12 protein-coding genes are annotated in these 15,444 nt (G+C 45.8%); 3 read left to right on the forward strand and 9 right to left on the reverse strand.

All coding sequences use genetic code 11. From position 1 onward, the window contains the following. Positions 1 to 93: 93 nt before the first annotated feature. On the reverse strand, positions 94 to 417 hold the full coding sequence (locus DFP98_RS11630) for a hypothetical protein (RefSeq protein ID WP_116060769.1): 324 nt from the start codon (positions 415 to 417) through the stop codon (positions 94 to 96). Positions 418 to 563: 146 nt separating this feature from the next. Here DFP98_RS11630 and DFP98_RS11635 point away from each other — a divergent pair, with 146 nt between their 5' ends. Further along, complete coding sequence (locus tag DFP98_RS11635; protein ID WP_116060770.1) at positions 564 to 737, forward strand: Arc family DNA-binding protein; 174 nt, start codon at positions 564 to 566, stop codon at positions 735 to 737. 63 nt (positions 738 to 800) lie between these two features. Here the strand turns inward: DFP98_RS11635 and DFP98_RS11640 are convergent, their stop codons facing one another. The 5 genes from DFP98_RS11640 to DFP98_RS11660 form a co-directional block, all read right to left on the reverse strand. Next, on the reverse strand, positions 801 to 1,739 hold the full coding sequence (locus DFP98_RS11640; RefSeq protein ID WP_116060771.1) for a VanZ family protein: 939 nt from the start codon (positions 1,737 to 1,739) through the stop codon (positions 801 to 803). Positions 1,740 to 1,749: 10 nt separating this feature from the next. After that, positions 1,750 to 4,338, reverse strand: coding sequence for an ABC transporter permease (locus tag DFP98_RS11645; RefSeq protein ID WP_116060772.1), 2,589 nt, complete (start codon positions 4,336 to 4,338; stop codon positions 1,750 to 1,752). Next, positions 4,335 to 5,018 carry an ABC transporter ATP-binding protein gene (locus DFP98_RS11650; RefSeq protein ID WP_116060773.1) on the reverse strand — a complete coding sequence of 228 codons (684 nt, stop codon included), beginning with the start codon at positions 5,016 to 5,018 and terminating at the stop codon, positions 4,335 to 4,337. Before DFP98_RS11650 ends, DFP98_RS11645 begins: the two co-directional genes overlap by 4 nt. Positions 5,019 to 5,118: 100 nt before the next feature. Then, positions 5,119 to 6,120, reverse strand: a complete 1,002-nt coding sequence (locus DFP98_RS11655) for a sensor histidine kinase (RefSeq protein ID WP_116060774.1) — start codon at positions 6,118 to 6,120, stop codon at positions 5,119 to 5,121. Beyond that, positions 6,121 to 6,804, reverse strand: coding sequence for a response regulator transcription factor (locus DFP98_RS11660; RefSeq protein WP_116060775.1), 684 nt, complete (start codon positions 6,802 to 6,804; stop codon positions 6,121 to 6,123). It lies immediately after the preceding gene. A 197-nt stretch (positions 6,805 to 7,001) separates the two neighbouring features. On the opposite strand from DFP98_RS11660, the gene DFP98_RS11665 reads away from it, so the two are divergent. Continuing rightward, a complete protein-coding gene (locus DFP98_RS11665) occupies positions 7,002 to 7,199 on the forward strand; it encodes a type II toxin-antitoxin system HicA family toxin (RefSeq protein ID WP_246016512.1) in 198 nt (65 codons plus the stop codon). Between the two features lie 92 nt (positions 7,200 to 7,291). After that, the gene (locus tag DFP98_RS11670; protein ID WP_246016501.1) at positions 7,292 to 7,657 is read left to right on the forward strand and encodes a type II toxin-antitoxin system HicB family antitoxin; all 366 of its coding nucleotides are present in this window, start codon (positions 7,292 to 7,294) and stop codon (positions 7,655 to 7,657) included. A 113-nt stretch (positions 7,658 to 7,770) separates the two neighbouring features. On the opposite strand, the gene DFP98_RS11675 is transcribed toward DFP98_RS11670, so the two are convergent. From DFP98_RS11675 to DFP98_RS11685, 3 genes are all read right to left on the reverse strand, one after another. Then, positions 7,771 to 8,616, reverse strand: coding sequence for an aldo/keto reductase (locus DFP98_RS11675; RefSeq protein ID WP_116060777.1), 846 nt, complete (start codon positions 8,614 to 8,616; stop codon positions 7,771 to 7,773). 149 nt (positions 8,617 to 8,765) lie between these two features. After that, positions 8,766 to 9,314, reverse strand: coding sequence for a pyridoxamine 5'-phosphate oxidase family protein (locus tag DFP98_RS11680; protein WP_116060778.1), 549 nt, complete (start codon positions 9,312 to 9,314; stop codon positions 8,766 to 8,768). A 281-nt stretch (positions 9,315 to 9,595) separates the two neighbouring features. Next, the gene (locus DFP98_RS11685) at positions 9,596 to 15,295 is read right to left on the reverse strand and encodes a discoidin domain-containing protein (protein ID WP_116060779.1); all 5,700 of its coding nucleotides are present in this window, start codon (positions 15,293 to 15,295) and stop codon (positions 9,596 to 9,598) included. Positions 15,296 to 15,444 lie beyond the last annotated feature (149 nt).

Below are 15,444 nucleotides of genomic sequence, written 5' to 3' on the forward strand. Positions count from 1 at the left end.
TGTAGGACCATATTTTCCCTTTTTCCGTCATTTGGACGGTTTGTTTGGGTTGCCTATTTCTGTTCATACGTGCGTTAGCTGTGGATTTCAGACTTATACATTCTCCTCGAACTCTCCAACAAAATGCTCATGAACATGATTAATTAAGGTAGTATTCCGAAGATTCAGTCCATCCAAGAAGCCCTGTCTATAGATTATTTCGTTGGCAAATGCAGCTTGATAATTTGCTTTATCTTCAAAATCAAATAATAACTCTTGGCATGAATCTGGAATGCTTCGCATCATTTCTTGAAACGAACATCGTTTGGTATTCACAAGCTCCTTGTAGTATAAATTCTTCATTAAAACTACTTGCCCAATTTCTTCAGTTCTTTTTCCAACAAAACAATCAAAGTAATGCTCTAAATCTTTAAGCATTTAATTCCCCTCCAATTTGGTGATGTCACTTAGAAATCACTTCACATTTCCATTCTATGGTGAACTCGAAGTGATGTCAATATGAATGTATTCTCAGTGACTTCTAAGTGATAATATAGTGCTATCACTAAAAAGGGGCAATAATCGTGGCAACTAATAAAAGGGTCTTTACTTTAAGATTAGAGGATACAAACTTTCAAAAAATTAAATATATTGCAGACAAAAATAAACGTTCTATTGCTATGCAAATTGAATATTTGATTGAGCAGCACATCCAAGAATACGAAAAGAAAAACGGCCCCATTCCTACAGAGAATTAAAAGTCCTCCTAGAATCACTTCTAGGAGGACTTGCATATCCATAAATCCTTAACACCGCTACCTTCACCAATTCCAGGAATACTTCATCTCCCGAAATCCAACATCCCACACCTTTTCATTTCCCTCAATCGTTATTGTGAGCTCCTTGGCCTGTTCGACATAGAGGCTGGATATCTCCGGCTCTTGACGTTCATCCGTCGCTGATACGGATAGGTACTCCTGTCCATCCACGGAAATGCTCAGGCTCCCGCGAAGATTCTCTTGATCGGGAATGCCGTAGTTGAAGTAGAGATACAGCTCGTTATTGCCCAAGGAATAGGTGTACGTTTCAACATTATTGCCCCCAGCGCTGTACACATTATGCTTGGGTTCTACGTCTTGGCCGCCAACTTTGAAACTGTACGGCTTTGCTCCCATCGCCGGATTTCCGCTGCTGTCCTTCAATTCGCTTAGCGCAACAAACGGCCCCAGCTCTTGGACGTAGGCTTTGTTAAAGATCCCGAAGCTCCCCCAAACTCCGCCTAGAAGGATAACAACGGAAATGCCCGTAACGACTATATTTCTCCTGACACTCGTTGTCCGAAAGCCAATTTTGTAAGCTCCGAATCCGATTGCTGCGCCTATGGAGTTTTGAATGACATCGTTAAGATCGAAGCTGCCGAGCATAGTTAGAGCCTGAATGGTTTCAATCGCAAGAATCGACAGGATGAACAAGGCGATGAATCGAATAAAGCTGATCCGATATAACAACGGAATCAATAAGCCAAAAGGGATGAAAGCTGCGACGTTGCCAATACCCACAAGGTCCATCACGGTCGGATGCAGAAGCAGATCGGACAGACTTGGAAGCCTAAAAAAATCGAGCGGGAAGAAAAGAAAGGTGTAGCCGGCCTCTCGATCCACGGTGCCTGTTCTCCCAAAAGCGAGAAGCATAAAATAGAGAATCATAAGGGTATAACATGCGGTTATGGCTAAAACGATCTTACGTTGTTGTGTGGTCATGGGTCTCTCCTCATATACTTTCCTGCTTCAACGCATCCATCAGGTTTTCTCTTTTCACTTTCGCGGCGGAATAGAGCATCGCGGAGCCGACGATGACGAATACGGCGGCAATGACCGCAACAATGCTCGTCCAAGGCATGGCGAATGCAAAGCCGAATTTGTTCGAAAATGCTTTATAAATCAAAACCATCACGATGAAGCTGACGGGAAGCCCGAACAACAGCGACTTGACCCCATAAAAGATACTTTCGTAGTTAAGCATTTTCGTAAAGCTTTTTGGCGTCATGCCAACGGACTTCAGCATCGCAAATTCCCGTTTGCGCAGGGATACGCCTGTCGAGATCGTATTAAAGATGTTCGCAATGGAAATCGCCGAAATCAATACGATAAAACCGTAAGAAAAGACGGACATCAGTAGAACCTGTTGTTCTTCGCTTTTTCTGGATTGATATAAATTGTAGGTCTGCAGATTGGTCACCTGCATCTCCTCGATTTGCTGCTGCGTTCTCATCGGATCCGCACTTTTCAAATGGAGGAAGGTCTCAATGTTCGCCATGTCCTCTTCGTCTGCCAGGCGATTCATGACGCGCTCCGAAACGATGATATTCAGCCCGCTTACCCCTAACGGGGTCATCCCCATAGGCGCTTGATCCGTCAACGCGGCAACCGTCACACTGCTTCCCTTAGTCTCTTCTCCGGTTTCAAAATCCACATTCGTTAGCTCGATACGTTGGCCGATCTTCGTATAGATCGCCTTCGTCTGAACAAATCTCCCCGTGCCCCTTTCCTCGTAACGAATGGTATCAATCACGATCGCAGCGGGATGCTCCGGGTCCGTCAGTTGTTCGTAATCCGCACCAACCGCTTTGGCGTAGGCTTGCAGACCTGAATCGTTTAAGGCATGAATCTTAATGGTGTAAAGATATTTTCCGTCTTGAACTAAACTTATATCCTCCTTAACCAGCTCTTGCAATTCATCGGCGAGCTGTGCTTCAGCGACCCATGTGTCCTTATAAAGTTCGTCTATCACATTATATTCCGTCACGTCATCTAAGGACGCAATCGAGCGAATCAACTGGTCGTCTAACCTTTGCCCATTGCCGTATGAGACTTCAATATCGTATTTAATGCCTTGCTGAGACAGCTTTAAGGATTGTTTCAAACCCGCGGTAAAAAACGATACCGTTAAAAATAGTACGATGCTGATAACGAGCGAAAATACGATCGTATGATATCTCCGTTTGTTCCTTTTCAAGTTTTTTAATCCGATTTCCGCCTCGATTCCGAACAGCTTACGAATGAACTTCGACGTTTTCACAGATTTAACTGTAAGCTTTACGTCGGAGGTCTGGCGAATCGCGTCCATGGCAGAAATCTTGGATGCTTTGACAGCGGGGAGATACGTGGAAATAAGAATCGTCAGCATCGAAACCGCGCAGGAAATTAGAAGCGATAACGGCGTGACGGCAAGCGCCAGCTTCTCCTTGGTCCATAGCGCCCCTTGTATCATGGGATTCATAAACCAGAAAGTAATCCCGATTCCGGCAAGACCGCATAGGATTCCAACGGGAATGCTGATCAGGCCAATGACGACACCTTCAAAAAGCACTGAATTTCTCTTCTGTCTTTTCGTAGCCCCTACGCTCGCCAGCATTCCTAAATGGCGGGAGCGTTCCGAGACGGATATCGCAAAAGCATTATAGATGAGCGAAACCGAGCCGATCATAATCACCGCCATCAGGATCGCCGACAAAGAAATCATCGTGCTGGATGAAGCTCTGCTCTTGGATAAGCCGTAATAATGAAGCAAATCATTATTATATTGGACCGTTGCGATATGGTTGCTTTCCGCCAATTTTCCCGCATGTGCGAATAGCGATCGATTGACTTTCTGCAGAACGACCGCCGCATTGACTCGTTGATTAGCTCCGATGAGATCTTCGTCGATATAGCTAATAACCGTATATCCCGGAGCCCAAGCCGCTTCCCATACGGGACGCTTGATGAAGCCTACCACCGTATAATCTTGCGTCTCGATGTGCTGCAGGGTTTCGGTCAAGTTGCCTTCTTCCCTGCGGAGCGACTCGGTTTGACCCAGGGGCTGGTCGTTCCCTTGTTCGAATCGTTCGCCGACGCGAAGGGTTAAGCGATCGCCGATTTCGTATTTCACTTTGGCGTTCGTTACGACGGCTTCGGAAATGACGATTTCCTTATCCGTTTGCGGAAGACGCCCCTTGCTCAGTTCAACCTGAAATTGCGCGATCCCTTGTGCATCGTATTGTTGGATGAACAAATACGGCTTATTTGGATTTTCTCCTCCTATTGCGGCATAGCCAAGATCTCTTGTAATCGCAACGGTTTTGGTTGCGTCATCGTCCAGAATCGCCGCAAGCTGATCCTTGTTAACCTCTTGATATTGAACGTGCCATTCCCCTGAATTCGCGATGGTCTGTCTGATCATTAAATCGGAAAAGGAAGAAACAAGCGTAGCGACCGCAGTCACCATGGCTACCGAAATGACGACGCCTATGAGGGTGACAAGCGTTCGTCGCTTGTTCTGCTTCAAATGCCGGATCGTTAATTTATTGACGATGTTCATCGACGGATCACCTCGTCCTTGGCAATCCTTCCGTCTTCGATCGTAATGATCCTGTCGGCTTGCAGGGCGATTCGTTCGTCGTGCGTAATGACGATCAACGTCTGATGATAGGTTTTATTCAGCATTTTTAACAAGTCGACGATCTCGCTGCTATTCTTGCTGTCCAGATTTCCGGTCGGTTCGTCCGCCAGCATAATCGCAGGATTGCCTATGACCGCTCGGCCGATTGACACCCGCTGCTGCTGTCCGCCGGAAAGCTGATTAGGCAGATGGTTTAAGCGATGCTGCAGATCCAACGTGCTCACAAGACTGTCCAAATGCTTCCGATCTACCTTCTGTTGGTCCAGCAAGAGCGGCAGCGTCATGTTCTCCTCCACCGTCAGGACCGGAATCAGATTGAAGAACTGGTAGACCAGGCCGATCTGTCTGCGGCGAAAAATGGCTAGCTGCGTTTCATTCAAGGCATACATGTCCGTGTCCTCAACCCACACCTTACCGCCTGTCGGCTGATCTACCCCGCCCAGCATATGCAGCAGCGTCGATTTTCCCGAGCCGGACGGACCGATAATCGCGACGAACTCCCCTTTGCGAACGGAGAACGAAACATCGTCAAGCGCCTTCACCGCCGAATCGCCTTGCCCGTATATTTTAGACAGATGCTCGATTTTTAAGATTTCCATTGTCAGACCTCCATAGTGTTGCTGCTGAATATCATTTTATCCGGCTAAAATGACTTTCAAGTGACGATGAAGGTGACAATTTAGTCACTTACAGGTGCCTTTAAATGACTTGCTTATAAAATTTAATCCGGAACTGTGTCCCCGTCTCGCCGTCGCTCGTCACGTCGATCACGCCGTTCTGACTGGCCACTATGCTGTGAGCCATCGCGAGACCTATGCCGATGCTCCCTTCGGCAGCGTTCTTTCCTTTGTAGAATCGCTTAAAAATATAGGGCAAATCCTCTTTGGGGATGCCCTTCCCGTTGTCGGCAATGATTACTTCCGTAAATAACGCGTTTTCGGAAAAGGTTATGGCGATAGCCCCGCCTTCGGGCGTGTGCTCCACGCCATTCTTCAAAATATTGATGACCGCCTCGGCAGTCCAGTTGAAATCGCCAATAAACGAGACATTATCGTCGCCCACGATGGAAAGCGTCTGTCCCTTAATATCCATCGGAATCATCACCGGTTCCAGCGCTTTTTGGATCAGATTTTTGACAGATATGCGATCTTTCTTAAATGGAATCGTCTTCGCGTCGATTTTCGACAGCTTTAACAAGGAGGATACAAGCCAATCTATGCGTTCAAGCTGAACGCGAATATGGTGGGTGAACTCCGATCTCTTGGCCGGAGAGAGGTTAGGGTCGCTTAATAAATCCGCCATCATCGTCATGGACGTGAGCGGCGTTTTGAGCTGATGCGAAATGTCGGAAATGGCGTCCGTCAATTGAACCTTGTCCCGTTGCAGAAGCGAACGATGCTCCGATAACATAAGCGTCACTTTATAAATGTTGTTTTTCAAAATGCTAAGCTCGCCCTCCTGGTTATCGCGAACGTCAAGCGTATCGTTGCCGTTGCTGATTTCCCCCATGTAGACGGATAACTTGTCGAGCTCGCGGTATCTCCATCTAGTGAATAACAAACTGCTGCCCATGAGTAGAAGGGATAGGATGAAAACAAGCAATGTGGAGACAGGTGAAATGAAGGCTGCGACAAGGATCGCCGTTAAGCTGATCGCGCCCATAACAAGCAATAAAAATCGAATCTCCCGATTGCGCAGCATCTAATCACCGACCTTATAGCCTAGACCACGGACCGTCTTAATCAATGTCGGCTGTTGCGGATCATCTTCCAGTTTTTCCCTCAGCCGCTTAATGTAAACCGTTAGCGTATTATCGTTTACGAAGTCGCCGGCCACGTCCCAGATTTGCTCTAACAGTTGATTTCTGGTAAGAACCTGGCCCATGTGGTTGCCGAAAATCAGCAATAAACGATACTCCAGTGCGGTTAACGGAATTTCGACGCCGCTTTTATGCACTTTGCCTTCCAGCGTATGGATTCGCACATTGCCGATGTCTACGATCGCCTTCGTTTGCGGCGACTTCTGATATCTCCGCAGGACGGTCTTGATCCGAGAGAGCAGCTCGCGAACGCGAAAAGGCTTCGTAATATAATCGTCGGCTCCCATATCCAGCCCCATTACGACATTGACCTCATCGTCGACTGCCGTTAAGAAGATAACCGGTATGTCCCGCCGCCCTTTAACCATTTTGCACAGCTCATAGCCGCTCCCATCCGGAAGCGACAAATCCAATAAGCATAAGTCGATTTGATCGATGTTGTCGGCGAGCACCCGCTTGGCCGAAGCGACATCATGGCACAGCACCGTTGCAAAATGTTCCTGCTGCAGCGAATACTCCAGACCGGACGCAATCGTCTTATCGTCTTCGACCAATAAAATCTTCATCCTCAGATCATCCTCGCGGTGGAAATAAGATTCGTTTTGAAATTTTGAAAGCCTCCATTTATTCTAGCTGTTATTTCAGCCGCTTGTAAATTGACACTATATACAGTATCATTATAAATGACATCATGATATTACATATGGTATCACGCCATGGAGGTGAATCCCGTGTGTCTCGGATAGACAAACTGGTTCAGAAGATGAAAAACCAACCACATAACATAAGATATCCTGAAGCCGCAAAGGTATTGGAGCATTTTGGTTATCAGTTGGTTCGAGCAAGTGGTTCTCATCGTCATTTTCGGAATTCTGAGGGGTCGCTAATCACGGTAAAGGAGGACAAACCCACCATCAAGCGAGCGTATGTGGAGGATGTTTTGAGCAGGATTGGGGAATAAGATTCCCCTTTCCTGATTAAATTTAATAATAGATGATCTGTAGAGAGAGAAAATTTGACGTATTGGGGAAATCGATTCTAAGGAGGGTGCGGGTGAGGGCTTTAATGGAAAAAAATCTTGAGTATTACTTGGGATTAGAGTATACGATGGTTATCAGACATGTCATGGAGGATACAGGAAATTATTATTATGGGAAATATGTAGAATTGGAGGGATGTCAAAGTACAGCCGACACTATTGAAGAACTAATCAAAAACCTCGAAGAGGTTAAACAAGACCACATAGAAATTAAACTCGAATTCGGCGATCCTATCCCCGAACCTAGAGAACTTCCTAGTGGCAACATCATGCTTAGAATGCCAAAAACATTGCACAGAGATTTAATTGATAATGCAGAGCGTGAGGGTGTAAGTCTAAATCAGTATATTCTATATAAACTAAGCGGAAAAGCAAAATAATAACCTAACGAGAACTATGCGCGAATTGCGGACAGTTCTCGTTTTGGTTTTGAGAGCGTGAGAGCGCTAAAAAGAAACGATCTTCATTTCCCCTCTCCCCTTGGCTAGCGATATCACCTAGGAAAGAAACGCTCAATTTGTTCAAGATCCCCCTGATCTAGCTCCCACCCTAAAGCATTTAGATTATCGGCAATGTGCTCCTTTTTCGCAGCTTTAGGGATTGTAACCAAATCTTCCTGTCTTAACACCCAGTTTAACGCCACTTGATAAGCGGTCTTGCCGTGTTTGGCCCCTATGGATTCCAGGACATGGCGTTCTTGCGATCCGATCTCAGGAAAACCCTTCGCGCCGAATACATGAGGAGCATATCCAAATGGCGAGTACCCCATAATGGTAATCCCGTTCTTCTTTGCAAAGGGCAATATTTCACTCTCTATGGTTCTATCGTTCAGATGATATCCGACTTGATTACAAACCAAGGGTATGCTGCCTAGATGGGATTGAGCCTCCTGCATGAGGCGAGTGGAGAAATTGCTTACTCCCACATATTTGATTAGCCCTTTTTGAACTAATTCCGCCATAGCCCCCATCGTTTCCGAAACCTCATATTGCTCGCTGGGCCAATGCTGTAAATATAGATCGATGTAATTTGTCTTTAAACGTTCTAAACTAGCCTCTGCTGCGCTTAGAACGCCTTTGTAAGAGCAATTCTTTGCAGAAACCTTCGTTACCAGAAACACATCGCTTCTAATATCTCGAATGGCCTGGCCAACAACTCTCTCCGATCCTCCGTTGCTATATTCTTCTGCCGTATCAATCAGAGCAAGCCCATGTTCAATTCCGAAACGCAAAGCCTCGATTTCGTCTTTCTCCGAATGCGGATCTTCGCCAAATTTCCAGGTTCCTTGTCCAATAGCAGGAATACGTACTTCTGTATGGCCTAGCTTGCGACGTAGCATGCAGAATACCTCCCAGAATCGGTATAAGTCTATCCGTATTTATTCGTATTGTAACACTGTTTGTCTGAGAAAACTGTCCATCGCACCTTAAAAGGCCGCCGATGACGGCAGCCTTTGTCATGAACACTCTATATCCATAGTATAGGCAGTTAAATCTCTGGTCCGGCATTCATGGCCGTTCTATACATTTTTTCTGCTTCGATCGGACTTTCCTTGGCCGTCACATGATACGGGTTAACCCGGTATACCTGAACCGGTCCGCCGAATACAGCCGACCGATACTTGTCCACATGCTGTTTCGACAAGGGACGGTTATAGTAGCCGGGTACATATTTATTGATCATTTCCTGAAGAACATGGGTGGCTTCGTCCAGATCCGCGATTGGCTCCGCTTGACCAAAAATCATAACACTCATATACGCTGTATCCGTTTTGGCAGGAACGGGATCCGTAATCGTCCCGTATTCCTCGCATACCGTAAAACAAACCTCTGAATTGTCACTCATGATATGATTGCGTCTTCCGCCTCCCGCCCCATGAAAATAAAGCTTGCCCTCCGTCCATACATAATTAAGCGGTACAACATAAGGCAGCTTCCCGTCAACCAGCCCCAGATGGCCAATTCTCGCTTGGCGAAGGAAACCTTCGATTTTCTCTTGATCCCTACATTCCCTGATCTTGTAACGAACCGGATCCATTTCAAAATCGCTCCATTCACTCATAAGATAAGATATCATTCCACTCCAACCTGTCCTGACTCGCTATTCTTCGAAGTGCAGCAACGACCAGAAATCCCGGCGTTATTACGGTAGTATATCAGCGAGTGGATTGTAGTAAAATATCCAAAACATAACGTTGTTAGCAGTCCATAATTATTAAATGGTTGGAGCTTCTATTTGGAGATAGGTATCGAGTTCGATCCTAGCGCACAAAAACTGCCCCGGCTAGTGTCGGGGCAGCTTACTAACAAGTTAATCTCCTACTGATACTGAAATGCATCCACGAGGACATAATAGCCGGTAGATGATGGATTCTTATCCGACCGTACGACCAATTTAATGGTGTGCGAGCCAGGGGATAATCCCGTTTTGGAATACAATACCTGCTGCAATTGTTCGCTCGAGGCATATAAATCAATTGCCGAAGCATCCAGAACCCCGTCCATATACACATCCGCTTTCCCTTCGTTGATTCCTTTAGGACCAATCCAGCTTATACTCGTCCCTGTGAAGGAAAACTGTGCATAATCATTTGGCGTATTCGAGACACGGTAATCGCTATTATAGTATCCGGCATAAGCGCTGTACGTCCAACTACCGGAATACGCGATACCCGGTTCGGTATCGTTTGCTATCGTGTTGGAAGCTTCTCCTTCCGAACTCCAGCTTGTTCCGTTCACCTCCATATTGTATATCATGGCTTTATTAATATCTGAATCAAGTACGGTTTCCCTAATGTAGCGGTAACTACCGGAAACATCGGCTGACAGCTCCGAGCTTACCAGCTTTACACTGTCGATACTGAATGTACCGCTTGTCGCACTATTAACAGGGTCTATACGAAGCTGTTTGAGAGTACCGGAAGCATTGGGCGCATAATCAAGGTCGAGTTCATAGTCGGTATAGCCTTCATCGTTTGCAACAAGGTAAATCGGTATGCTCTTCGTTTCATTAAAAGTGGGATCGGCATTTGTTGTGTAATATAAAGTCCCCATCGTATCCGAAGTGCCATTTTTCATCCGAATGACAATGTGCTTATCCCCCACACCGCTGAGCAGCACATTCAGATTGTCCGGTGAGTAGACTTGCGGATCGGCTCCTGTTATTGTGCCTCCTATATATCCTCCGCTCTTCCAACCAAAGCCGCTCATATTAGAGCCAGTCCAACCTTCAGCGTTGCTGATAAAATGATGTTTTAAGTTGTTCGTATCCAATAAAGCGGTCCAGTTTGCACCGTCGTTCGAAGCTTCGATTTTGCTCTTCCACGCATCTTTTAAATAGAAGCCGCTTTTAACCGTTGATACTTGGTAAGAGCTTCCCATGTCATAGGTCAGCGTCTGCGGAAAACTGCCCGTAGATGCGCTCCAGTAGCTTGTGTTGCGATGGTCAAGCGCTTTTTCGGGGCCATGACCCGCATCCAAAGACGAGCTTGCGGAAGCTGTCGCAAATTCACTGAGATTTTGAGAATAGCCCATGCTTATACCCTCAATGGAGAACGAACCGCTTCCTGCATCCCATGCCGGAAATATCATCAACTGAGACAGTAATCCTGTATACGCCGGTGCTTTAAAGTAATAATCTGTATACCCCGTATCATTCGGTGTAATTGTAAAGTACATAGATTGACCGTAATTCCATTCCGCATCGTCAGCTTGCCTGAATATGACAAGTGCGCGACTGGAAGACGTGCTATTTTTCAATCTGACTTTGAAAGTCGGCGATCTGGAAATATCGATGTTCAAGTGACTTGGCGATAGAATATGACTGCCGTTATTAATGGTGATGTCCCCGCCCATCGTTCCCCCTATCTGCCATCCAAAATTGGAAATCCCCGTAGCTGAAGAGGCCGTCCAACCCTCCGCATCCGTCGAAAACGTCCATTTTTTCAAAACCAATGGAACTGTCTGCAATCGGATATAATCCACGCTGAAGGTACCGCTGTTTGCATCGTCAACGGGGTCCAGCCTAAGTTGTTCGATTGTGCCTGTCCAACTCGAAAGCGAAGACAAATCTACGGTGTATTCCGTATAGGCTTCATCATTCGGTATAATCGTGAAGGACTTACTCTTAGTGTCATCCCACGTCGTGTCGGCAGTTGTTGTAAACGAGAACTTGGCTTTTGTACCTACCGTATCGTTTTTCATCCTGATTCTGAGTGTTTTGTAGCTTGATGCTGTCAAATTCAAATTTTCAGGAGAATAGAAATGCGGATCATTGGCGCTCACTGTCGCACCTACAAAACCTCCGCTCTGCCATCCAAAACCGGCGCTACCCGAAGCGCTGCCCCAACTGTCGGCATCATTCGTAAAATCCCAGCCGCTCTTTGCTACGCTAGAAGGCAAACCTGGATTAGCGGTGTCGAACGCCTTAATTTCATAGATTGCAGGCTTAGTGCCGGTTTGCATAGCGTTTACGGTAAGCTTTATCAGATGGGTATTCACAGCCGCAAAAGTATCGACCTGAACATCCGCCATAGAAGACCCTGCCTTTGCAGTACTCCAGGACTGTGTAGATTCATTCCAATAGGATAGGGTGTAGTTGCCTATTCTGGAGTTGGCGGTGTTCTGTAAAGTTTCGATTTTGTCTATCGTTATCGGCCTGCCGAAGTCCAGCCATATACTTCCCGTACCCGTTCCTTGCCAGTATGAGCTGTTATCATTATCGTTTACCTGTCCGGGATTTACGGGATAAAATTTGACAGCATCAAAATTGTCCGCATAAGCACTCGACTTTAAAGCCAGATTCTCTCCAGGTGCGGGAGTTGGTATGGCAGCATTCCCAACCCTATATTCCATTGCATCATTGTACAGAGATCCGCTTTCGAATTTCCATTGTATTCGCATCGTATGATATCCATCCGACAGACCGTATTTCTCAAAGGCTACAACCTGTTTTTGAACCTGCGCGCTACTTAAATCCACGATTCCCTGAGACAAACCATCAATGAATATTTCCGCCCGGGTGGCATCCGGCGATTTCGTCGTGATCCACCTCACGCCGTTGCCGAAGAAACCGATCGAACGTGTACTGGTGCCGAATTTGAATTCCGACTGATCGGCAAAATAATTAGTTGTCGTCGCTTGCGATCCCCCCGAATAGCCGGCATCAGATTCGGTCCACCAGTTTTCATTTGGAAACGTGTTAAATTTATCCCATACCGGCAAATGATCATCCATTTTATAAAACCCGCTTGGGACTGGAGCGGGAGCAGGTAAAGTTGCCAATTGCGTCGTCTGATCGATACGTCCGGCATAGGTCGATGTACTGTATAAGTAGTTAAATCTTGCATCCGGCGCAGCATCGCCGTATTTGTAGAAATCCATTAAATTGTCATCGTTCTGCCAGTTGTCAACCCATTTAAACTCTATGCTAAGAGGATCCGCAAGATTGCCGAGTGAACTTCTGGGTATTTTAAGCATGATTTGATTGCCTGAAACGCTATAGCTGATATCGGTTGCAACGGTTGTCCAGTTCCAGCCGTCCGTACTTCTTTCAAGGGTACATTCTGTGCTTGAACCTGGAGTAGTACGGTTAATCGCATAATCATAGCCCTTCCAACCGTTTGTACCGTCTCCGTCTACATTCAGATACAGGGTCATCCAATGAGAATCTGTATACGGCGTTATATCATTAACTGTTTTTACATAGAAATATACGTTGTCTGTATCCCTTGCGATCTTGGTTATATCGAAGTCGTTTCTTCCGGTAGTATCCCTGTATACTTGATTGTCCACGCCTGGGTAATCCCTCGCCATCGTGTCGCCTGTGAAATCCTTGAGAGCAGGGTTAACGTCCGTCCATTGGCTAAAATCCGCGTTTATGGCGATGGTCTTGGCCTCACTCGGTTCGGCGGGCGCTTCCGCCCCCTTGTATCTTCTTATATTCTGAGCCAGTTGCATATAATAGTTATCGTTAAATCCGCCATCCATCGGCTCCAAATCTTTGCTGTATCTGTCATCAAATTGATCATAAATAATGTATTTATCCGTTTGCGTCGTCTTCTGCCAATTTCCCGCTATCCATTCATTCCAAGTCATTACCGTGACTAATAAAGGGTCCTGCGCTATTGCATAGTCAAACTGTTCTTGATTAAAATATCCGTAATCTTGAGACCCCGTTGAAAGATCATCTGCTCCATTATGATAAGCTCTACTCTTACTTAATGGCATTTGATTATAAATATAGGGAATAGATAACGAGAAAATATTATTTTTCCCAAAACTCTGTGCCGTATTTACCGACATATTCTCCTTTTCGCCCAAGTCATTGTAGCTGATATGTTGCGGAAGCGCATAATCCGCTCCGATCTCAAATCCATTGGTATAATATTCACCCGGCCATTGCACTATCCTAAGCGTAAAAAAGTCTTTTACGGTAGTACTTGCATGTTGGTCTCCAACAATCAGCGGCTTCCCTTTCCAGTAAAACCATGTAGTCGGATGATAGTACGGGGCATCGGGAGCATAGAAGGATTCGTAGATCTCATCCATTAAACTTACTGAATTCGTATGCGTAATTAGTGCAATCTTGGGAACTTTGGCACCTGTTCTCTGCAAATCTTCTATAGTACTCATGAGTAAATTGACTTGCGGCTGAAACACTTGATTATTCGTCAAATCTATGGCTAAAAAATCAACCCCTGCCAAAGCCAACATTTGTAATTGCTTTCTTAAAACCCATTCGTCGCCGGATGAATAATATCCGAACAAAGGTTTATTCCAATAAATAAAATCACCGTTCGGTCTCGGCATTAAAGGATTATTGTATTCTCCCGAAGCATTCGGCTGAAAAATGTTCGGATTATTATTCAGTATGCTTTGCATATTGAAAACATTATTGTATTCGTCAATCTGCTCTTCACCATGCCATAACGTATAAAACATACCTACAACCCTGTTTTCTCTTGGTTGAACGATTCCTGTATCGCCTATTTGCGGAAGCTTACGCCCAAGATCGTCGGTTCCTGCCAACGAACCCCATGATACCCTGTCTTTTGCCGCTATTTTTATATAGTCTATGCTGAAAGAACCCGTGTTCGTTGTACCATCGTCTACAGGGTCAATTCTCAATTGCTTGATTGTGCCGGTCCATCCGGCAAGGCTTGAAAAATCTATTATATACTCTGTATATCCGGTATCATTCGGAATGGTAGTAAAAGACAGATTATTCGATCCCCAATCGGGATCGGCTACTGTCGTGAAGAATACTCTTGCGATATTGCTGCTTGAGCTGTTTTTCATTCTGATTTTTAAGACAGGCTTCGAACTTGCGCTTAAGCCCAGATTGTCGGGAGAATAAAATTGCGGGTCGGGTCCCGAGATCGTGCCGTCTAAGTAACCGCCCGTTTGCCAGCCAAAGTCGGTAATATTACCTGCGTCTCCCCAGCTTTCCGCATCATGGGCGAAATCCCATCCATCGCCCGTTCTTATATAATCTATACTAAAAGAGCCTGTGCTTGTTGTTCCATCGTCTACGGGGTCAATCCTGAGCTGCTTGATCCAACCCTTCCAGCCTGATACGTCCGATAAGTCAATGGTATATTCTCTGTAGCCGGTATCGTTGGCAACCAGAGTAAATGCCTTGTTATTCGATCCCCAACCGGTATTGTCGCTTGTAGTGAAGAATATTCTGGCCGATGTTGCGGACGTGCTGTTTTTCATTCTGATTCGGATCAGACTGTTTGTCGATGCATCCAAGCCGAGATGATCAGCCGAGTAAAACTGAGCGTCGGATCCTGAGATCGTCCCCCCGATGTACCCGCCTGTCTGCCAGCCAAAACCGGATATATCGCCTGCGTTTCCCCAACCTTGAGTATCGCCAGCAAATTCCCATCCCTGTCCCGCAGCATACGCTTTAACAGGATGAAATAGCCCCCCAGGAATAACAAATAAACTGCCCAACATAACACAAACCCCAATTACAAACGAAATGATCCGGTCTTCCTTTCCGATTTTTAACATAAAATACACCTCCGTTAGTTGAATAAATGTTAGTTGAATAAATCTCTGCAAACGCTTCCAAATTTGCTTGTCTTTGAACCGCGCACCCCACTGTATTTACTCTCGTAATCGTAAATAATGCGGGAGGCACGGCGACATTCATGACTTGC

It is taken from the genome of Cohnella phaseoli (genome assembly GCF_003386235.1).
In the GTDB taxonomy this organism is placed as follows: Bacteria; Bacillota; Bacilli; order Paenibacillales; family Paenibacillaceae; genus Cohnella; species Cohnella phaseoli.